The organism is Streptomyces sp. NBC_01190 (genome assembly GCF_045039895.1).
Lineage (GTDB): Bacteria > Actinomycetota > Actinomycetes > Streptomycetales > Streptomycetaceae > Actinacidiphila.
On the sequence record NZ_CP108580.1, the window covers coordinates 3,380,556 to 3,401,572 of the forward strand.

At 70.4% G+C, this 21,017-nt stretch carries 16 protein-coding genes, 1 tRNA gene and 1 pseudogene; 9 read left to right on the top strand and 9 right to left on the bottom strand.

The window, feature by feature from the left end; translation table 11 throughout:
* Positions 1 to 227 precede the first annotated feature (227 nt).
* Positions 228 to 560 carry a MerR family transcriptional regulator gene (locus tag OG519_RS13960; RefSeq protein ID WP_405583106.1) on the bottom strand — a complete coding sequence of 111 codons (333 nt, stop codon included), beginning with the start codon at positions 558 to 560 and terminating at the stop codon, positions 228 to 230.
* Positions 561 to 1,418: 858 nt separating this feature from the next.
* Entirely contained in the window at positions 1,419 to 1,853 is a 435-nt protein-coding gene (locus tag OG519_RS13965) for an Hsp20/alpha crystallin family protein (protein ID WP_405583108.1), read from the bottom strand.
* A gap of 128 nt (positions 1,854 to 1,981) precedes the next feature.
* Between OG519_RS13965 and OG519_RS13970 the strand changes: the two genes are divergently transcribed.
* On the top strand, positions 1,982 to 2,623 hold the full coding sequence (locus OG519_RS13970; RefSeq protein WP_405583109.1) for a type III effector protein: 642 nt from the start codon (positions 1,982 to 1,984) through the stop codon (positions 2,621 to 2,623).
* 109 nt (positions 2,624 to 2,732) lie between these two features.
* Here OG519_RS13970 and OG519_RS13975 read toward each other — a convergent pair whose 3' ends face one another.
* Entirely contained in the window at positions 2,733 to 3,818 is a 1,086-nt protein-coding gene (locus OG519_RS13975; RefSeq protein ID WP_405583111.1) for a hypothetical protein, read from the bottom strand.
* A gap of 395 nt (positions 3,819 to 4,213) precedes the next feature.
* Positions 4,214 to 5,572 carry an MFS transporter gene (locus OG519_RS13980; protein ID WP_405592722.1) on the bottom strand — a complete coding sequence of 453 codons (1,359 nt, stop codon included), beginning with the start codon at positions 5,570 to 5,572 and terminating at the stop codon, positions 4,214 to 4,216.
* A gap of 218 nt (positions 5,573 to 5,790) precedes the next feature.
* On the opposite strand from OG519_RS13980, the gene OG519_RS13985 reads away from it, so the two are divergent.
* The 8 genes from OG519_RS13985 to OG519_RS14020 all read left to right on the top strand — a co-directional run bounded on the left by OG519_RS13985 (position 5,791) and on the right by OG519_RS14020 (position 14,593).
* Positions 5,791 to 6,735: a helix-turn-helix transcriptional regulator gene (locus OG519_RS13985; protein ID WP_405583113.1), complete on the top strand. Its 945-nt coding sequence runs from the start codon at positions 5,791 to 5,793 to the stop codon at positions 6,733 to 6,735.
* 219 nt (positions 6,736 to 6,954) lie between these two features.
* Positions 6,955 to 7,401, top strand: coding sequence for a nuclear transport factor 2 family protein (locus OG519_RS13990; RefSeq protein WP_405583115.1), 447 nt, complete (start codon positions 6,955 to 6,957; stop codon positions 7,399 to 7,401).
* A gap of 1,034 nt (positions 7,402 to 8,435) precedes the next feature.
* Entirely contained in the window at positions 8,436 to 10,244 is a 1,809-nt protein-coding gene (locus tag OG519_RS13995) for a ricin-type beta-trefoil lectin domain protein (RefSeq protein ID WP_405583117.1), read from the top strand.
* 440 nt (positions 10,245 to 10,684) lie between these two features.
* Positions 10,685 to 11,983, top strand: coding sequence for a lysine N(6)-hydroxylase/L-ornithine N(5)-oxygenase family protein (locus OG519_RS14000; RefSeq protein WP_405583119.1), 1,299 nt, complete (start codon positions 10,685 to 10,687; stop codon positions 11,981 to 11,983).
* Between the two features lie 61 nt (positions 11,984 to 12,044).
* On the top strand, positions 12,045 to 12,701 hold the full coding sequence (locus tag OG519_RS14005; RefSeq protein ID WP_405583121.1) for an FMN-binding negative transcriptional regulator: 657 nt from the start codon (positions 12,045 to 12,047) through the stop codon (positions 12,699 to 12,701).
* A gap of 8 nt (positions 12,702 to 12,709) precedes the next feature.
* Positions 12,710 to 13,861, top strand: a complete 1,152-nt coding sequence (gene solA, locus OG519_RS14010) for an N-methyl-L-tryptophan oxidase (protein ID WP_405583123.1) — start codon at positions 12,710 to 12,712, stop codon at positions 13,859 to 13,861.
* A complete protein-coding gene (locus tag OG519_RS14015) occupies positions 13,858 to 14,373 on the top strand; it encodes a hypothetical protein (RefSeq protein ID WP_405583125.1) in 516 nt (171 codons plus the stop codon). The genes solA and OG519_RS14015 overlap by 4 nt, the downstream gene beginning before the upstream one ends.
* A 34-nt stretch (positions 14,374 to 14,407) precedes the next feature.
* The gene (locus OG519_RS14020) at positions 14,408 to 14,593 is read left to right on the top strand and encodes a 2-hydroxymuconate tautomerase (protein ID WP_405583127.1); all 186 of its coding nucleotides are present in this window, start codon (positions 14,408 to 14,410) and stop codon (positions 14,591 to 14,593) included.
* Between the two features lie 19 nt (positions 14,594 to 14,612).
* On the opposite strand, the pseudogene OG519_RS14025 reads toward OG519_RS14020, so the two are convergent.
* The 5 genes and pseudogenes from OG519_RS14025 to OG519_RS14045 form a co-directional block, all read right to left on the bottom strand.
* Positions 14,613 to 15,631 (bottom strand): annotated as a pseudogene (locus OG519_RS14025) (IS5 family transposase).
* Positions 15,632 to 15,812: 181 nt separating this feature from the next.
* Positions 15,813 to 15,886, bottom strand: a tRNA-Thr gene (locus OG519_RS14030).
* Between the two features lie 200 nt (positions 15,887 to 16,086).
* A complete protein-coding gene (locus tag OG519_RS14035; protein ID WP_405583129.1) occupies positions 16,087 to 17,754 on the bottom strand; it encodes an alpha/beta hydrolase in 1,668 nt (555 codons plus the stop codon).
* A gap of 661 nt (positions 17,755 to 18,415) precedes the next feature.
* Positions 18,416 to 19,576, bottom strand: a complete 1,161-nt coding sequence (locus OG519_RS14040; RefSeq protein WP_405583131.1) for an IS701 family transposase — start codon at positions 19,574 to 19,576, stop codon at positions 18,416 to 18,418.
* A 53-nt stretch (positions 19,577 to 19,629) separates the two neighbouring features.
* Positions 19,630 to 20,670 carry a hypothetical protein gene (locus OG519_RS14045; RefSeq protein WP_405583133.1) on the bottom strand — a complete coding sequence of 347 codons (1,041 nt, stop codon included), beginning with the start codon at positions 20,668 to 20,670 and terminating at the stop codon, positions 19,630 to 19,632.
* Positions 20,671 to 21,017 lie beyond the last annotated feature (347 nt).

Here is a 21,017-nt window from a genome sequence, read left to right on the forward strand (position 1 = left end):
CGCCGGTCCCATACATCTCGATCCGGATGAATGAGGGTCCCCGCGCAGGACTCCGCCGTGCGCGGTTGCCGGGCGGCGCGCGGATCACGACGGAAGGGGGGTTCCGTCCTGCTCCCGCCCGCCCGGAAAGGCGTGTTTTCACCCGCTCGTCCGCCGGCGAACAGCGCCGGCACCGGCACCGGCACCGGCACCGGCACCGGCACCGGCGGATCACCGCAGACGACCGATCAGGCGTCGGCCGGGTGCCGGGACGCCGCGCTGCGCAGGCCCTCGTTGATGCGCTGCGCTTCGTCGAGTTGGTCTTCGAGGATGACGATGCGGCAGGCCGCCTCGATGGGGGTGCCGTGGTCGACGAGTTCGCGGGCGCGGGCGGCTATGCGCAGTTGGTAGCGGGAGTAGCGGCGGTGGCCGCCCTCGGAGCGCAGCGGGGTGATCAGGCGGGCTTCGCCGAGGGCGCGCAGGAAGCCCTGGGAGGTGCCGAGCATCGCGGCCGCCCGGCCCATGGTGTAAGCGGGGAAATCGTCGTCATCCAGTCGGCCGAACGAGCCTTCTGCCGTCATCGCACCTCTCTGTGGAACACGTGGAGGGGCCCTGGTGCGCTACGGCACCAGGGCCCCGAAGGAACTGCAACACCATCTGCCGGCCCTAGGACTGCGCCGGCCTACTGTTTCCGCCGACCCGACCGAAATACTGTCGGGAATGCGGGGATCGCGGTTGCTTGACCGGAGACCACCTCACTATCGATGTCCTGCGGTACCCGGGTTCAACACATCCACCCGGGCGATCCCGATGGCGCCGACTCCTCCGTTCTTCCCTCTGGATCGACTACTTGCCTTACCTGCCAAACATGAACTGCGTACTGCCCGACTTGCTCACCGCCGGTACTGCCGGTGACGCAAACCGCTGGTGGCCCGAAACAAGCGGCCACTCTTCGGCAGCCAGCCCCGTCGCCCGTCCTGCGTCCGCTCTGGCTTGGAACCCCACTGCCGAACCTCCCGGTACGCGCGCCCGCAGCCGACGCCTTTACCGAGGTGCTGCTCACACAACTTCGCTGCTGATCACCGCGGACCGCACTGACACGTGTTAGCACGTACTGCCATCGCGTCAACCGCGATCCTGCTCACGGCGGCCCCTGATCACCGCGGGCCACCCGGTCCGGCCGTCAGCCCCGTCGCCGTCCTGCAATCGCTCTGGCTTCGGAACTCCACCGCCGTACCGTCCTGCGCACTGCACTTGCTGGTACTGCTGCCCGGCAGTTCATCTCTGCCGCGCCCTGCTGATCTCGGCTACGAGAGAAACCATACCCACACCGCGGCCCAATGTCTACTCCAGCCACCATAGATTTTTCCGCGTTCGAGGCGGAGATAACCTGCCCCGGGTGAGGGGCTCGGCGGCCGGTGGGGGCCGGGAAGGCCGCTTCAGCCGGCGATCTGCTGGGGCTGCGACGCGCCCGTGACGGAGATCTTGCGGGGCTTGGCGCGCTCGGCGATCGGGATGCGCAGGGTCAGGACACCCGCGTCGTAGTCCGCCTCGATGTGCTCGGTGTCCAGGGTGTCGGCCAGGGTGATCTGGCGGGAGAAGACACCCAGCGGCCGCTCGGACAGCTCAAGCTGCGCGTTCTCGGCCCGCTCGGCCGGCCGGCGCTCGGCCTTGACCGTCAGCATGTTGCGTTCCACGTGGATGTCGATCGCCTCCGGGGTCACCCCGGGCAGATCGAACGCCACGACGTACCGGTCGCCTTCACGGTAGGCGTCCATCGGCATCGCCGACGGCCGGGTCCAGGTGCCCTGTGCCCCCATCAACTGCTGGGCGAACCGGTCGAGCTCGCGGAACGGGTCAGTGCGCATCAACATCGCGAAACACCTCCAGTCGGATCAGGCAGAAACTGCCAATGCGCTGCAACGGACACCGTTGTAACATGTCATCCATCCGATGACAAGCTCGGTGTCGTCAGGAAGGTGACGCCCACGAAAGGGAGCCCATGACCACAGCCGACCACCCCAACGACCCCGCCTCCTTCCTCGCCGCCGCGGCGGCCCTGGACACGATCAACAACGCCCTCGCCGCAGCCCGCCAACCCGTCGGCACGCCTCCTCCCCAGAGCGCACGGACCGGCCCCGACCAGGCACTGGCCGCCCTGCTGCTGCTGCGCCAACTGCGCGAACAGCTCGCCGCATGGGAACCCGGCCTGATCGAGACCGCCCGTACCTCCGGTGCCAGTTGGGCCGACCTCGCCCAGCCCCTGGGCGTCGCCAGCCGCCAGGCCGCGGAACGCCGCTACCTGCGGGTGCGCCCCGGAGCCCCCGGCAGCACGGGAGAACAGCGCGTCCAGGCCACCCGCGACCGCCGCGCCGCCGACCGGACCGTGACCGCCTGGGCCCGCGCCAACGCCGCCGACCTGCGCCGCCTCGCCGCCCGGATCACCACGCTCCCCCACCTCCCCGCCATCACCCGCGACCAGCTCGACCAGGCCCTCGCCGCGGACGATCCCGCCACCCTCATCACCCCCCTCACCGCGGCCCACCCCCACCTGCGAACCCACCACCCCGACATCGCCGCGACCATCGACACCCTCACCCAGCACGTCAGCACACTCCGCCCCGACAGCGGCACCTCCCCATAACGCAGCACCCCGCCCCGGCCCGCCCCCTGCCCCGCCCGTCCCCCGCCGAGGACCCCACCGCGGCGGCATCCGGAGGACGGCGGTCATGGTTCGGTACGGTGGGCGGCGGCTATCGGACGTCGTCGGCGGGCACCAGAGCCTGGCCGAAGTCGGTACGTGCCTGGTCAACGATCGAGGGCGCGGGTCCGCCGGGACGGAGCCACTCGGCCAGATCCCGCGCCTCGACGAGCGTGCGTCCGTCGGCGACGTGCGTCACGGTCCACTGCGAAAGGTCCGTGACCCGGTCCAGGTGTTCGTCGGTGAGCAGTTGGATGCAGTGGACGTCCGGGACGAACCGGCTCCACAGGTCCGCGTGCATGCGCGGTGCGTAGGCCGGGATCCCTTCCCGTAGCGGCGGCAGGGCCCGGCCGCGTGCATCCCAGCCGTATGCGCGGCGCGGCGTCGGCGCCACGAAAGCGTAATGCGCGTACGCCGCTTCGGCGAGGATCGCCGTCCGAGCCCGGTCGGCCTGAGCTGCCAGGGAGACGGACGCGTCGTGGATCTGATAGATCGCCTGACCGTCCGAGCGGATCTGAACCAAGGCGGCCCGCGATGCCTGCTCATCCGTGTACAGCACCGCACCGGACGAAGCCACGTGCAGCATGGACGCCAGGTGCACCGTCACCTCGCCGGTGGCGTCGAGCTGACTCATCCCGCTACTGCCGACGTAGGCGTCCCCTCCGGCCTCGGCCGCCCAGCGCACCGCCCGCTCGGCCCAGCCCGACATACCGGCACCGCCCAGCGCGGACAACGCGCCCAGCGCGATGTACGCCGTCATCATCGGATCAGCCGAATCCCAGGCCGGCAGCCTGACGGTCTTCGTGGCCCGCAGCTCACCCGACAGCCCGCCCGCCCGCACATGGCCGCCGAACGCCTCCAGCCAGGTATTCAGCGCCTCCTCACTCTCCATCGACCCCAGCCTCACGGAGAAACCCGCGAGGCTTGCTGTCAGCAAGGACCCCCAGATGGAGTCCGGCGCCGCCTCATTGGCCACGTCATTGGCCACCCTCACCGCCTGACGCACCACGTCGACGACCGCCGCCGCACCGCCACCGTCATCCGGAGCGAACTCCACCCGGACCTCATCAAAGCCATTGGCCTCAAGCTGACGCAGAATGCCGTCGAGATCAATACGGACGCCTTCACGATCCGCCATGCCGCCACAGTAGGGCGAAGGCCCGCCGCCTGAACCGAAGTTTGCGGCAGGCGGCCGGCGAGGTGGGCACGACACTGCCCGCGTTCGGGAACACACCGTCAACGCTCAGCGCCCCAACGGCGGACGACGCTGACCCGGTAAGCCAGGCGAAACCCCCGGCGATCAACGCACCGGGCGCCCCTGCGGCGAGGGCGTCCCATCAGGATCTTTTCTCCAGCTCCAGCTCACGCACCTGGCAGCCCGCAGCGGCGAGTTGGTCTGACACATTGGCCGGCTCCCTCTCCGTGCCGGGGTCGGGCCAGGTCGCCGCGTACGCCGGGAGGGGGTGAAGGCCCGTGACTCCACAAGGAAGTGCGGGCCTTCACCCTGTCCGCCCGGCTGCGGGCCCCGCGCCCTCAGGCCGTCATACGCGGCAGTCGCAGGCTCAGCAGCACCGTCAGCGCGATCGTGCCGAGCTGGACGAGGAGCGTGATCAGCAGGGCGTCCCGCATCCCCGAGCCGGGCAGCAGCGAGAGGAAGAGCGAGCCGAGCGTCGCCACCCCGAGCGCCAGGGCCGACTGCTGGGTGGTGATCATCACGCCGCTGCCCACACCGGCCCGGTGCGCGGGTACGTCCGAGAGCACGATGCGGAAGAGCACCGGCTGTTGGAGTGACGTGCCGAGTCCGGCGAGCGCGACCCCCGGGGCCAGGTCCGCGATGCCGAGCCCCGGCCAGTTCCGCCAGACCGCCCCCGCGACCAGCGCGACGCCCACCGCCTGGATCAGCCCGCCGACCGACACGATCCGGCTGCCGAACCGTGCGGTCAGCCGCGGTCCCGCGAGGGAGCCGAAGAAGAACGCCAGCGCCATCGGCAGCAGGGCGAGCCCCGCCTTGACGGGCCCCATCCCCAGCCCCTGTTGCAGCGCCACGGCGAAGATGAACATGAAGCCGCTGAAGCCGAGCATGAGCGGCAGGATCAGCACAAGTCCCCTACGCAGCGACACCGATTGGAACAGGCTCGGTGGTACCAGCGGAGTCCGGCCCGACCGGTCGGCGCGCAGTTCGACCTGGCAGAAGGCGGCCACGGAGACCGGGAACAGCGCCAGCATGACCCAGGTCCACACCGGCCAGCCCGCCGCCCGGCCCTCGGTCAGCGGCAGCAGCAGGGTGACCAGGGAGGCGGCGAGCAGCAGCGTGCCCGCCACGTCCACCGACGCGGGCTGTGCGCTGCGGGTCTCCGGGACGGAGCGCGCCGCGAGGATCAGACCGAGCAGGGCCACCGGCACGTTCACCAGGAACACCGCACGCCAGCTCGTGCCGGCGATGTCGGCCGCGACGAGTACACCGCCGAGGATCTGCCCGGCCACCATCGAGAGCCCGATCGTGGCACCGTAAAGGCCCATCGCCCGTGCCTTGCGCGGACCTTGGGTGGTGGACTGGATGGTGGCGAGCACCTGCGGCAGCATCATCGCGGCCGCGGCGCCCTGGGCGACCCGGGCCCCGACCAGCGTCCAGGCGTCGGGGGCCAGACCGCAGGCGAGCGAGGTGAGGCCGAAGGCGGCCATGCCGGCCAGGAAGAGCCGGCGGCGTCCGACCGTGTCGCCGAGGCGGCCGCCCAGGACGAGGAGTACGGCGTACGAGACGCCGTAGCCCGCGACGACGAGTTCGAGCAGGGCGGGGCCCGCCTGGAGATCCTGGTCGATGGAGGGCAGGGCGACGTTGACAATGAAGAAGTCGATAAGCGGCAACGCGGCGCCGAGCAACACGGTGAACAGCCCGAGCGAGGTTAACTCGGGCGCTGCGGAGGCGCGTTCGGGCGGACGGAGAGGGGTAGTGGGAAGAGAGACAGGACGACGGGGCGACGCAGTCGATTCACTCACGACTCTACGATCCTCGCCTCGTTAGCCTGGTACCAGAGTGTCTTAAGCGTGTCTTTATCCTGGTATAAGAAGTACACCTGACAACGGGTCGAGGCATCCGGCACCTTGGGAGTATGACGACGATGACGCACAGCCCGGTGAGCGCGTCCCAGGCCGCCGCGCGCAGCCCTCGGACCAGCGGGAACGGGCCGGGTGCCGACGTCGAAGCGCCTGGACCCGCCGCCCGCAGGGCCGAGTTAGCGTCCTTCCTGCGCAGCCGTCGCGAGCGCATCACCCCGGAGCAGGTGGGCCTGCCGCCGGGCCGCAGGCGCCGCACACCGGGGCTGCGCCGCGAGGAGGTCGCCCAGCTCGCCGTGGTCGGGGTCACCTGGTACACCTGGCTCGAGCAGGCCCGGGACATCCAGGTCTCCGGACAGGTCGCCGACTCGATCGCCAGGGCGCTGCTCCTCGACTCGGCCGAGCGCACCCATCTGTTCGCGCTCGCCGGTGTGGCCAATCCGCATGCCGACGCGCACTGTCCGGCGCTTTCGCCCGCGATCGACACGATCCTGCGCCGGCTCGAGCCCTATCCGGCCGCGGTGATCAACAGCCGCTTCGACGTGCTGGCGTACAACCGCACGTACGGCAATCTCATCATCGACCTCGATCAAGTCCCCCCGGAGGACCGTAACTTCCTGGTGCTCAGCTTCCTCTACCCCGCCTGGCGCAAGGGCTTCGTCGACCAGGAGACGGTGACCGATACGGTGACCAAGGTGGTGGCGAAGTACCGCGCGGCGATGGTCGAGCACATGACCGACCCGCTGTGGAAGGGCCTGGTGGCGCGGCTGCAACGGGAGTCACCGGAGTTCTGCGAGGTGTGGGACCGGCACGAGGTGCTGCAGCCGGACCAGCCCACCACCAAGTTCCTCACCAGCGACCTGGGCCTGATGACCTTCGAGTACACCCGGCTGTGGCTGGGCCCGCGCATCGGACCGCAACTGGTGACGTACACCCCGTCGGACGAGGCCACCCGGGAGCGGATGACCAGGCTGTACGAGCGGGTGCGCGGCGAGGACTGAGGCCGCGCCGCCGGTTCGTCAGCCCGGCTTGGAGCCGCTGGGGCAGCGCCTGCCGTAAGGCCATAGCTCAGCCCTTCTCGCGTCCCGGCTCTTCAACTCTTCGGCTTCCCTTTTGGCGTTCCGGCCCCTCGCCATGGTCACGAATTCGACGAGTCACCTCCATAACTACCCACCACCAGCTATGAGTTGGGAACCACGAGCTATGAACAAGGAGCTGTTATGACCGCGAGCACCACCGTTGAACGCTTCCGCACCGCCATGGAGAAGGGCGACCTGGCCGGCTTCGAAGAGCTGCTCACGCCGGACATCCGCTTCTACAGCTCCATGAGGTTGCAGCCCACCGAGGGCCGGGATCTGGTCATGGGCCTGTTCGGCGTGTTTGTGCGGACACTCGAGGACTTCCGATACGTCGGGTCGTACACCGGATCCTGCGAGACCAGCGCGGACGGGAGCGAGGCCGAGTCCGCCGTTCTGGTCTTCCGGACCACCGTCCGCGGCAACGAGCTCCACGGCATCGACCTGCTGCACTTCGACGAGGCGGGCCTGATAAAGGAGTTCACCGCGATGGTGCGCCCGCAGGCGGCGGCGGAGGTGCTCGGGCAGGCCGTGCTCGAGGGCCTCGTCGCGGACGGGCTCGTCCCGCCGCCCGCACCGGCCGCGGAGTGACGGTCAGTCAGCTCCCCTCCGCACGAAGGATCAACTCCCCCTCATACGGAGGCATCGGTCAGCTCTCGGCCGGATGAAGGATCGCGTCACCCGGCCGTCAGCGCCGCCGCGATTCCCCCGCCCCTCACCGCACCGGCCGCCTTCGCGGGCGGGGGGATCACCGTGACCGCCTCGGGGAACACGGTGACCGCCAGTACCCAGGCGTGCCCCATCGGCGGCAAGGCATCGCTGATGAGCGGCGGCCAGGCCAACTTCGCCCCGGGCCGGCAGAAGGGCCGTATGAGGGGTCCTGCCAGGGGAGGCCCGCTCGCGCAGCCAGCCCGATCCGGCAATCGGGCGGCCCGGAAAGGGGCCGTGAAACGCCGGATAAGCAAATCCGCCCCGCGACGTCAATAAAGCGGTCGGCAAAAGGCCGGATACCGCTCTTCGACACGGCCGGGCGGAAGGCCGGGCACACGCGACGGGCAGGTTCGACGGGCCAACTCGGCTCTCTGCGCGATCTATTGACAGCACAGAGGAGGTGGTGCAAGCTGCCGCAGTCAGTTCCGGAGCATATCCGCCGTCGCAAACCCGCATCCGCTCCGACTATTTTGTTAGCGCTAACATTCACCCGAAAACCTTGCTCCCCCACATACCGCAAGGAAGCTGCGTGAACATCAGAACGCCTGGCGCATCCCACCGCGGGAAACGCGGGGGTGAAACCGACGCGACCCCCGCGCGGAATTGACCGTCGCGCGCACCAAGGGGAACGACCGGCTGCGGCGCGGGTCACGGACGGCGGCCCGCAGCGCGGGCGCCGCACGCGAACCCGCCGCGCAGGGTGGCGCGGGCGCGCCCGGTTGACGCGACGGCGACCCGCCGGCCCGCGGCCGCGATGTTCCCCGACCGGTCCGCCGCCAGGGGGGACCTGACGAGGCAGGGCCGTGCGGACCCCGCGCCAACCGAACCGGGCAGGGCCATGCGGTCCCCGCCGCCAACCGAACGGGGCAGGGCCCGTGCGGACCCCGCCGCCATCCGAATACGAGAGAGGCTCCATGATGTCGTCAAGAAAAGCACCCCGCGCCCTTCTGGTGGGCGCGCTCGGGATCGTGACGCTGGTGACGCTGACGGCATCTCCGGCGTCGGCGGCCAATGAGCCGGTCCAGAAGTGGCTGACCACCTCGGACCTCGGCCAGCACCTGGCGCAGCAGCCCGACCTCGCCTTCTCGGCCTCGTCCGCGGCGGGGACCATCACCGTCAACGACGCGCAGACGTACCAGACGATGGACGGTTTCGGCGCCGCGATGACCGACTCCTCGGCCTGGCTGCTGTCCACCAAGCTGAGCAGCACCGCGCACACGAACATGATGAACGCGCTGTTCAGCCCGAGTCAGGGCATCGGGATCAGCTGGCTGCGCGTTCCCATGGGCGCGTCCGACTTCTCGGCGACCGCGCAGCCGTACTCGTACGACGACAACCTCTCGGTCTCCACCGGCACGACGGTCGGGGTGGGTTCGGGCCGCTGCCTGGACGACACCGGCAACACCGCCAACGGTGTGCAGCAGTACATCTGGGACTGCACGGCCGGCAACGCCAACCAGCAGTACTCCTACACCAGTGCGTCGGAGTTGCGCATCGCCGGCAAGTGCCTGGACGCCAACGGCCAGGGCACCACGCCGGGTACCAAGGTGATCCTGTGGACCTGCACCGGCGCGGACAACCAGAAGTGGAAGCTCAACGTCAACGGCACCATCACCGCGGTGCAGTCCGGCCTGTGTCTGGACGCCAGCGGGGCGGCCACGGCCAACGGCACCCTGGTCCAGCTGTGGACGTGCGGCAACGCGAACAACCAGAAGTGGACGCGGCCCGACCCCGCGCTCGCCAACTTCTCGATCGCGCACGACCTCACCAACATCATCCCCGACCTGAAGCAGGCCACCGCGCTCAACCCGGCCATCAAGATCATGGCCAATCCGTGGAGCCCGCCGGGCTGGATGAAGGCCAACGGCCAGATGAACAACCTCAACAACACCGGGACACTGCTCTCCTCCAGCTACGGCCCGCTGGCGCAGTACTTCGTGAAGTTCCTCCAGGCCTACAACGCCCAGGGCGTCCCGATCTACGCGATCACCCCGCAGAACGAGCCGACGTACGCCACCGCGTACCCCGGCATGGAGTTCAGCGAGCCGGCCGAGGCGAGCTTCGTCGCCAACAACCTCGGCCCGGCGCTGGCGCAGGCGAATCTGACGCCGAAGGTGCTGGGCACCGACTTCAACACCAACCTGCTGAACAGCTACGCCGAGCCCCTGATCAAGGACGCCGCCGCCGGCAGGTACCTGGCCGGCACCTCCTGGCACTGCTACGCGGGCAACCTCGGCGCCATGTCCACCATGCACACGGACGTGCCGTCCAAGGACAACTACGAGACCGAGTGCTCCGACGGCATCGACCCGCAGAACGCGATCGAGACCTTCATCCAGAGCAGCCGCAACTGGGCACGGGCCGCCACGATGTGGAACATCGCCCAGGACCAGAACAACGGTCCGGTGATTCCCGGCGGTTGCAGCAGCTGCACGCCGCTCGTCACGATCAACCAGAGCACCGGGAACGTCACCTACAACGCGGCCTACTACTCGGTCGGACACTTCAGCAAGTTCGTGGTGCCCGGGGCCAAGCGCATCGCCTCGACCACCACCGCCAACCTGGACAACGTGGCGTTCAAGAACCCCGACGGTTCGATCACGCTGGTCGTGTACAACACCTCGGGCTCGACCCAGTCGTTCACCACGAGCTGGAACGGCGAGAGGTACAGCGACTCGCTGGCCGCCCACGCCATCGCCACCTACAAGTGGACCCAGGGGTGACGGCCTCCCGCCGCGGGTAACACCCACCGACCCGCCGCCCGAAGCAGCGCTCGACCCACCGCTCGAACCACCCTTGGAACCACGGCTCGAAGCAGCGCTCCCCGGCGCCGTCCCGGACCCCCGGGAGGCGCCGGGGATCCTGCTGTAGCGCGGGCGACAAGTCGCCGTACGGCTTCTCCGTCCACAACGCGGCCCGCGCACCCGGGCACCTTCCGGGTGTACGTGCTCCCTCAAGCTGAAGGGTGGCAAGGCCACTCGGGGGCTGAGTTCGAACCGGCCAAAGCGGATCGTGATCGGGCCATCACCGACAGCACTCCTTGTTTGAGCGGGTGGCCCGATCAAGGATGAACCCGGTCCCGCCCCAACTGCACCACGGTCCACGGAGGCATCGCACACGCCGGGACACAACCCGTTCCCCACTTCGTCAGAGGAGCCCCACCATGCCGGAAGCGGTGCTCGACCTGGTCGGTGTCGGATTCGGACCGTCGAACCTGGCCGTCGCGCTCGCGCTGGACGAAGCGGGCGCGACCGCCGGGTGCGACGCGCTGTTCCTGGAGCGGCAGCCGGCCTTCGGCTGGCACACCGGAATGCTGCTGGACGAGGCGACGATGCAGGTCTCGTTCCTCAAGGACCTGGTCACCATGCGGAATCCGACCAGCCCGCACAGCTACCTGTGCTACCTGCGGGACCGGGGCCGGCTCGCCGCGTTCATCAACCAGAAGTCGCTGTTCCCGCTGCGCACCGAGTTCCACGACTACCTCGCGTGGTGCGCCGAGCGGGTCGGACACCTGGTGCGCTACGGCACGCGGGTGGTGGACATCCGTCCGGTGTCCGGCCCGGACGGGGCCGTCGACCTGCTCGACGTCGTCGTGCGTCGCGACGGGGCCGAGGAGGTGCACCGCACCCGGAACGTGGTGATCGCCGCCGGCCTGCAGCCCTGGCTGCCGGACGGCATCGAGCGGTCGGACCGGGTCTGGCACACCTCGGAACTGCTGCACCGGCTACCGGAGTTCGAGTCCGTCGCGCCGCGCAGCCTCACCGTCGTCGGTGCCGGACAGAGTGCCGCCGAGGCGGTGGCGCACCTGCACGGGAGGTTCCCGGCGGCCGAGGTGCGGGCGGTGTTCGGGCGCTACGGGTACAGCCCGGCGGACGACTCCCCGTTCGCGAACCAGATCTTCGACCCCGACGCCGTCGACGCGTACTACGTGGCGCCCGAGCACATCCGCCGCCGGCTGGTCGACTACCACCGCAACACCAACTACGCGGTCGTGGACCTCGAACTGATCCAGGACCTGTACGCCCGGTCCTATCGGGAGCAGGTGCTGGGCACCCGGCCGCGGCTGGTCATGATGAACGTCAGCCGGCTCGCCTCGCTGTCGCAGGAGGCCGACGGGGTACGCCTCGTCGTGGAGCACCTGCCCACCGGGGAGCTGACCGAGTTCGAGACGGACGCGGTCGTGTTCGGCACCGGGTACCGCCCGGCCGATCCGCTCGCCCTGCTCGGGTCGTTGGCCGACCAGCTCAAGCTGGACGACCAGTCCCGCCCGCACCTCGACCGCGACTACCGGTTCGTCACCACCGACCGGATTCGCGCCGGGATCTACCTGCAAGGCGCGACGGAGCACACCCACGGCCTGGCCTCGACGCTGCTCTCGGTCACCGCGGTGCGCGCCGGCGAGATCCTCGCGGCCGTGACGGCCGCGGTTCCCGCCCAGGCCCTCAGCGCGTCCGCCCGATGACCGGGGTCCTGGCGGCTTCCGGGAGGTCGGGCGGGCATCCAGGAGAAAGGAGACGCACGAGATGTACGTTCCGAAGATCTACCAGTCCCCGGACGCCGAAGCCGTCCGGCTGATCCGCGAGTACCCGCTGGCCCTGCTGCTGAGCAACGGACCCGCGGCGCCGTTCGCCACGCACCTGCCCGTGATCTTCCCGCCGGCCACCGAGCCCGAGGGGATCGAGTCGCTGATCGGCGTCACGCTCTACGGCCACCTCAACCGGGTCAACCCGCACTGGGAGACGCTGTACGAGGGGCAGCACGCGACCCTGGTCTTCCAAGGCGCGAACGCCTACGTCTCAGCCGCCGTCTACGAGCAGACCCCGGCCGCCCCCACCTGGAACTTCGCCACCACCCACGTCCACGGCCGTGTCCACCCGATGCCCGCCCGGGAGGACGCGCTCGACGTGGTGCGCTGGACGGTGGCGGCCTTCGAGGCCGAGCACGGCCTCGGCTGGGACCCGGGCCCGTCGCTCGACTACTTCGACAAGATCGTCGACGGCGTCGGGGCCTTCCGCTTCACCGTCGAGTCGGTCGACACGATGCTCAAGCTCAGCCAGGAACAGGCCGACCCCACCAGGGACAAGGTGGTCGCGCACTTCGCCGCCAGCCCGGTCGGGCTGCGCCGGGAGGTCAGCCACCTGATGAGGACCGCCGCCCCGACCGCCACCACCGGAGAGTGAGAGAGAACGTGGCAGAAACCGCTGATGTCCTCGTAGTCGGCCTGGGTGGGCTCGGCAGCGCCGCGGCCTACCACCTGGCCGCGCGCGGCAGCCGGGTGATCGGCATCGACCGGTTCGGGCCCGCGCACGCGCGCGGTGCGAGCCACGGCGAGAGCCGCGGGGTCTGGAAGGCGTACTTCATGGGCGCCGGGTACGTCCCCCTGCTCGACCGCGCCTACGACCTCTGGGACGAGCTCGGCGAGATCCGCGGCGAGACGCTGTTCCACCGCACCGGCGGCATCTGTGTCGGCCCGGTCGGCGGCGCGCTCGTGCCCGCCGCGCTCGCCTCGGCCCGGGAGGCGGGCCTGGAGTTCGAGTACCTGGAGAGCGACGAGATCCGCTCGCGCTTCCCGGAGTTCAGGCCCGGGCCGGGCGACGTCGCCGTGTGGGACCCGTCCTCGGGTTACGTGCGTCCCGAGCAGGTCGTCACCGCGCACCTCGACCTCGCCCGCAAGCACGGCGCCGACCTGCGGTTCGACGAGAAGGTGCTGGACTTCTCGGACACCGGCAGCGGTGTGCGGGTGCGCACGGAGACCGGCGTGTACGAGGCCGACCGCCTGGTGGTCGCGGCCGGCGCCTGGGCCCCGCAGCTGCTCCCCGAACTCCGGCCGCACATCAAGGTCCTGCGGAAGGTGATGCTCTGGTTCGACCCGATCTCGCGGGCCGAGGACTTCTACAGCGGCCGGATGCCGTACTGGATCTGGGAGGGCGAGAACGGCACGGTCGGCTACGGCCACCCGGCCGTCGACGGCCCCTCCGGCGGCGTCAAGGCCGGCATCCACAGCGGCGGCGAGCTCGCGGACCCGGACTCCCTCGACCGCCACGTCAGCACCCAGGACGTCGAGGCCGTGCGGGAGTTCCTGGCCAAGCGGATCCCGGCGCTGCCCGGCCGCTACCTGCGCAGCCGCGTCTGCATGTACGACAACTCGCCCGACCTGGGCTTCATCATCGGCCCGTCGGCCCAGAGCGACCGGATCACCGTCGCCGCCGGCACCTCGGGCCACGCCTTCAAGTTCGCCCCCGCGCTCGGCGAGGTGATCGCGCAGCTGGCCACCGAGGGCGCCAGTACCCACGACATCTCGCTGTTCGACCCGCGCCGCCTGACCGACGCGAACGCGTGACCGGCGCGGGCCGCACCGTGCACCGGGGCCCGCACCGGGGCCTGACGATCGCCATCACCGGCACGCGGCAGGTCGAGTCGCGACGAGACGTCCTGGCCGAGCTGTTCGAGCGGGTGCTCGCGCCGTTCGCCGACGGACCGGCCGCGGAGCGCGGCTGGCTGCTCGGCGGCGCGGCGGGCGTCGACACCTCGGCGTTGCGCTTCCTGGCCGGTCGCGACGCCGGCCGGCTGGTCGTGGCCGTCCCCGTACGGTGCGCCGACCAGCCGGCGGACGCGCGGGAGGCGATCGAGCAGGCGCGCGCCGTGGGCCGCGTCGAACAGATCGTCGAGCTCGACCACCCCGAGGGCGTCGGCCCGGCCGCGTTCACCACGCGTAACCGCTGGCTCGTCGACCACAGCGACCTCGTCATCGGCTTCCCGCTGACCGGCACCGATGACGGGTCGGGCACCTGGGAGACGCTCGCGTACGCGGCCGGACTCGGCAGGCCCTACCTCGTCGCTCCGCTCTGCTGACCCACCGATCCCCAACCCCCTTGAGGAGAACCACATGCCCATGATCCGCGTGCAGATGTTCCCCGGTCGCACCGCCGACCAGAAGGAAGCCCTCGTCAAGGAGGTGAGCGAGGCGATCGTGCGCACCTGCGACGCCAAGCTGGAGGACGTCTGGGTGATCATCGACGAGGTCGACCGCGAACACTGGGCGCTCGGCGGGACCATGTACTCCCGCCGCTAGGGCCTGTTTGGGGTTCGGATCATGTGGTTGAGGTGAGGAGCTTCAACCACATGATCGATCCTCGGAGGTGGAGTCCGGCCTCGTAGCTGGTGGGGGACTTGTCGTAGCGGGTGGCCAGGCCGCGCCAGGTCTTGATCTTCTGGAAGCAGCGTTCGACGGTGTTGCGCTGTTTGTAGCGTTCCTTGTCGTAGGTGACCGGCCGTCCGCCTGTCGAGCCCCTCTTCTTGCGGTTGGCCTGCTGGTCGATCTTCTCCGGGATAACAGCGGTGATGCGACGCCGGCGTAAGTAGGCCCGGTTGGCCTTGGAGGAGTAGGCCCTGTCCGCCGCGACGGCTTGTGGTCGGGTGCGGGGGCGCCCGACCGGGCCGGGGATGCGGATCTTGTCCAGCACGTTCTGGAACTGGGGGCTGTCCCCGGCCTGTCCGGGGGTGAGCACGAATGACAGCGGCCGGCCGCAGGCGTCGACCGCGGCATGGATCTTGCTGCTCAGTCCGCCTCTGGACCGGCCGAGCCCGGCGGCATCAGCCCTGGCCCTGCGACGCCGTCGCGCTGCGGCCCGCTCCGGGTCCGGCGCGCGCGTGTCACACGTGTCCGCGCCGGCCCCCTGCGGATCACCCGCAGTACCGGCGGCTGGTGCGGGGGCGGAGCCCCCTTTTCCTCGGTCAGCGCCTGTTCCAGGGCGTCCAGGGTCTCCCCGGCCACGGCCAGACCTGCCGATTCGTGATGCGCCCGCACGATCGTGGAGTCCACGCTGACCAGCTCCAGGCCGACCTGCCCCCGTCCGGCCGCCTCGGCGATCAAGGCGTCCATCATGTCCTGGAACACCCCGGCCTTGGCCCAGGTACTGAACCGGGAGTAGATCGTGGACCAGGGCCCGTACCGCTCCGGGACATCACGCCAGCCACTGCCGGTGCGAAACCGCCACAGCACCCCGTTGAACTGGTCCCGCACCCGCCGCGGCAACGGCCCGGTAGCCGCCACCGGCAACAGCGGCTCGATCAAAGCCCATTCAGCATCCGTCACGTCAAAACGCGCCACACCCGAGTTCTACCAGCCACCCCCACCAGGCCACCGGACCTCACCAAGATCCGAACCTCGAACAGCCCCTAGGCGCGACCTGTCCCACCGTCAGCCGTCGCCGGGGCGCGAAGAGTCGCCCCGGCCGACCGCACAAAGGAAAAACCCCAGGTCACGGCGAGTGAGTCCTGGGGTCTTCCGGAGCCGCCTTCGGGATTCGAACCCGAGACCTACGCATTACGAGTGCGTTGCTCTGGCCAACTGAGCTAAGGCGGCTTGCTGGGGTGCTGACACAGGGTGGCAGCAGCAGCGGGGGAAAGTCTACAGGGTTCGCGGGGGTGGTCGGGACGCGGGCGGGATCATGGGGAAGGGCTGGTCAGGGGGGTACAGGACGCACGCCCGGCTCCGGCCGGGCCGCCAACTGCTTCGGCCCCGTCAGGGCGTACGGGACGGGTCGCTCGCTGGCCCCGCCGGGGCTAGCCGCATTTTTTGGCCGGTGGCGGGAGCTTCGCCGAGAGGAGATACGCGTTGACCGCTGAGTCGATGCAGGAAGAGCCGCGGGCGTACGCCGTGTGGCCGTCGCCGTCGTAGGTGAGGAGGTGGCCGGAGGAGAGTTGGGAGGCGAGGGAGACGGCCCAGGCGTAGGGGGTGGCCGGGTCGCGGGTGGTGCCGACGACGAGGATGGGGGCGGCGCCCTTCGCCTCGATGCGTTCGGGGCGGCCGGTGGCCGGGAGGGGCCAGTACCCGCAGGTGAGGGAGGACCACGCCAAGGTCGTACCGAAGTGCGGGGATGCCTTGTCGAAGGCGGCCAGGGCGTGGGTGACGTCCGCCGGGGAGGAGAGCGCCGGGGGCAGATCGAGGCAGTTGACGGCCGCGTTGGCGAACATGAGGTTGCTGTACTTGCCCGAGTCGTCCCGCTCGTAATAGCTGTCGGAGAGCGTCAGCAGGTCGGCACCCTTCCCCTTCTCCGCGCTGGTCAGCGCGTCGCGCAGGGACGGCCAGGCGGACTGGTCGTACATCGCCGAGATGACCCCGGTGGTGCCGAGCGATTCGGTGAGCGGGCGGGAGGTACCGGTGGGCAGCGGGTGCGCGTCGAGCGACCGGAAGAACGCGTCGAGCCGCTTGCCCGCGTCCGGCACCGAGGTGGTGCCCAGCGGGCAGTCGGACTTCTTGACGCAGTCGGCGGCGAAGGCGTCGAAGGCGACCTCGAAGCCGCCCGCCTGGGCTCGGCTGCTCTCCAGGGAGCTGACGGAGGGGTCCATCGCCCCGTCCAGGACGAGCCGGCCGACGCGCTGCGGGAAGAGGCCCGCGTAGGTGGCGCCGAGGAAGGTGCCGTACGACTTGCCGACGTAGGTGAGCTTCTGGTCGCCGAGCAGGGCGCGCAGTACGTCCATGTCGCGGGCCGAGTCGATCGTCGAGACGTGGCCGAGGAGTGCGGCGGAGCGCTTCTCGCAGCCGGCGTCGAAGGACTTGTCGGCGGCGACGAGTTTGTCGACCTCCGCGGTGGTGTCCGGGGTGGTGTCGACCTCGGTGAAGGTGTCCATCTGCTGGTTGCTCAGGCACTCGACGGGTTCGCTGCGGGCGACGCCGCGGGGGTCGACGGCGACCATGTCGTAGCGGGAGGTGACGGAGGCGGGGTAGCCGACCGCCGCGTACTGGAGGTAGTCGATGGCCGAGCCGCCGGGCCCGCCCGGGTTGACCAGCATCGAACCGAGCCGCTTACCGGGGCCGGCCGCCTTCTTACGGGTGACGACGAGTTTGAGATCGTCGGCGGAGCGGGGGTGGGCGTAGTCCAGCGGGGCTTTCATGGTGGTGCAGTCGAAGCCGGGGATGCCGCAGTCGTGCCAGCGCAGCTTCTGTCCGTAGTACGGCGCCAGGTTCGCGGGGGTCGCGGCGGCGAGCGGCTGCAAGGTGGCGGATGCGGGGTCGGGGTCGGCGGCGCCCGGGGTGCCGGCCGGGCCGGCGCCGCCGGTGGTGGCGGACGAGGTGACGGCGGACGAGGTGAGGGTGTCCGGCGCGCCGGACGACGCCGCGGCGTTGTGGCCTGCCCCTCCGGATGAGCATGCGGACAGCAGCAGCGCGGTCACCGCGAACACGGTGGCCGGGATGCGGAGCAGGTGCGTGGCGCGCTTCGGCGTGTGCATCGGCGGCTCGGTCCTCCCGTCGGATGACAGCGAGCGTATCCGGCGTACGGCGTCGGTGATCGGCCGAGCTGTCGCCTTTTGAGTGGTTTACGGTTTTCCGCGGGCGGTTTCCGCGCGGGCCGCCGCGGGCGGGGCGGTCGCGGCGACCGGGGCCGTTACGCGGGCGGGGCGGGGTACGGGTGCGCGGCGACTACCTGGCCGGGGTGGCTACGGGTGCGCGGCGACTACCTGGCCGGGGTGGCTACGGGTGCGCGGCGGCTACCTGGCCGGGCGGGGTACCCGGCCAGGGGTGGCTAGGCCGTGTCTGACAAATAGCGTCGTCCGCCCGCAGGGCGGGGCCCGCGGCGTCTGGTGCGTGCGCTCGCAAGGCGGAGGGTCGTCCTCGTAGTGGGCCTACTCGGACGACTCCGACAACGCAGCGAGCGTGCGTGCCAGGCGTCGCGGGGCAGGCGGGATTTGTCAGACACGGCCTAGTACTGCAACGGTCTTTGTTCTGATGTGTAGGCAGTTTCTGGTGGTGTGTGGCCGCGTCGTTTGTAGTGGCTGATGCGGGCTTGGAATTGTCGTCGGCGGCGCCAGCGTGACCAGTGCAGGACGTGGTCGATGAGGTTGGCGCGGGGCCGGGTCAGGCGGGTGGTCAGTCGCCGGATTTCGGGGAGGGTCAGGCCGATGAGCTGGGAGGATCCGTTTCTGCTTTCTCCGTGTCGAGCGCGCGGGCCCGCAGGACGGTCAGGCAGGCGTGGGCTGCCATGGCGAGGGTGATGTGGCGGTGCCAGCCGGGGTAGCGGCGGACCTGGTAATCGTCCAGGCCGCATTCCTGCTTGGCGGTTTGGAAGCATTCCTCGACGGCCCACCGGCTGCCGGCGACGCGGATCAGCTCATCGAGCGTGGTCTCGGCGGGGCAGTAGGCGATGTAGTAGGAGATCTCCTGCGGCCTGGCGATGCTGCGGCGGGCGATGACCCAGTGCCGGCGGTCCTCGCGGTGCCAGGGACGGACCTCGACCCTGGCCCAGTCGTAGACGCGTGGGCCGTGGGCGCCGTTGCCGCAGGAGCGGCGTTTCCACTTCTGCCGGGGCAGGTGGGGAAACAGGTCGTGGACCGGGTGGTCCATGGCCCAGCGGGTGACGACGGTGTCGTGGCGGGTGGTGGCCATGACGTGGAAGACATCAGCCTGCTCGAGTTCGGTCCGCCAGCCTTTGGAGAAGCCGTAGGCGGCGTCCGCGGTCACCCATCGGAACGGGATCTTCTCGGTGATCGCGCGTCGGACCATCGCTTTGGCGATGACGACTTTGGTCTCGAAGGCGACGTCGTCGCCGACGCCGGCAGCCTGGCAGCGTTCGCGGTCGTCCGTCCATGACGTGGGCAGATACAGGCGGCGGTCGATCAAGGTGCGGCCGCGTTCTCCGGCATAGGCGAGGAAGACACCGACCTGACAATTTTCTGTCCGCCCCGCGGTGCCCGAATATTGGCGTTGGACGCCGGCCGAGCGGACGCCCTTCTTCAGGAATCCGGTGTCGTCCACGATCAGCACCGCGTCCGGGTCGCCGAGGTGCTCCACGACGTAATCGCGGACGTCGTCGAGGACCTCATCGGCGTCCCAGTCGCACCGGTTCAGCAGCCGGTGCATGCGGTCGGGAGCCGCGTGGCCGGCCTCCTCCGCGAGCGTCCAGCCGTTTTTCCGCTCCAACGGAGCGATCAGCCCCTGCATGTAGGCCAGTGCCGACTCCCGCGGCTCCGACCGAGCGAATCGGTGCACGAACCGCTCGTGCAACTCGCCCAGACCCGCTGCCCACGTCCTGACCTCACCGAGTTCCCCACCCATAATCGGATCAACGACTGTCCTGGCCACCAGTCACACCAAACGCCGTTGCAGTACTAGGGGGCCGGGGCGGCTACGGGACCGGCCACCGGCTCCGCCCGGGTGACCCTCGCCGGGCCGTCCAGCTTCTCCGTCAGGTACGCCGCCGCCATCCCCATCACCTGCTGCCGCTTCCCCATGCCGTCGAGCAGCCGTACGTCGTCGCCGTGCGGGCGAAGCGCCGCGCGCAGTTTGACGGCCGAGGCACGCGGCCCGCTCTCCCCGTCGGCCACCGCGAGCAGCAGCGGGGGGTGGCGGGGCAGGGTCGCGGGGGCGAGCGGCGGGTACGTACCGGAGATGCCGACGCCGGCGCCGTAACGCCCCGGCGCGGCCAGCGCCTCCCGCACCGCGCAGGCCGCCTGGCCGCCGACGCCGAGCACCCCGTGGGCGGAGACGGGGGTCAGCAGGCGATAACGGCGGGCCGCCTCGGCGAGTACCGCGCCGGGGTCGCGGGCGCAGCCGGCCGGCATGACCAGCACGAACGGGTCCGCCAGGTGGCTTCGTACGGCGGCGGTGAAGCCGGCGTAGAGCGCCGGATCGCCCTGGGCGCCGTCCACATGGGCCAGCACCACGGGGAACGCGATGCCGGCCACGCCCGGCGAGTCGTAGAACGGCGGCAGCCATACGCGGGTGCCGTCACCAAGGAGTTGCAGCGTTCCACCGGACGGGTGACCGATGGTACGGGGCGGGGTGGACGCGGGGGTGCGGGTCGGCGATGGCGGTGCGTACGGGGTGGCCGGGATGGGCGGGAGGGTCCGGGCGGGTGGTCCGGCGTGCCCGGCCGAAGCGGTGGGGGTGATGGTTGCGCCGGCGTGGACGGAGGAGGGGGAGTAAGGGGAGAACGGCGAGGTGCGCAGGAACGGTACGGCGAGGGTCGCGGCCACCAGCGTGGCGAGCGCCGCCGCGCCCACCCGCAGCGCGGTGCCACGGCGGTCGACGGAGAGTTCGTAGACCTGGCCGGCTCGCTCCGCGCGCCAATAGCGCCGGGCCCGCAGCGTGAGCCGTACGGCGGCGGTCGCGGACAGCAGCAGGAGGAGGGCGAGTACGGCGTCGGCCACGGCGGACCCCTTCGGGACGGCTGCGGCCCCGCGAGGACAGGGCGGAGCAAACGGGGACGCTGCCCGCCACCTTGCAACGACTCCCCCCGCCTGACCGGAAGCCGTTACGTCCGCCGCCCACCGACCACCCAAACGCACCAACCCGACCCCCTCCGGGCACCCCCGCCCGGCTCCCCGGCAAGGCCCCCGGCGGCCCAGCCACGAGCCCCCGATCGACCGGACCCCGCGACCCCGAACTCCTCGGAAGGCCAGGCACTCCAGCCAAGGCCCCACGCAGGCCAAGAGCAGCCCGGCTCTCGGCAGGGAAGGCGCGACCTCCCTCACGAGCAGCGATATCCGGGCGGAAA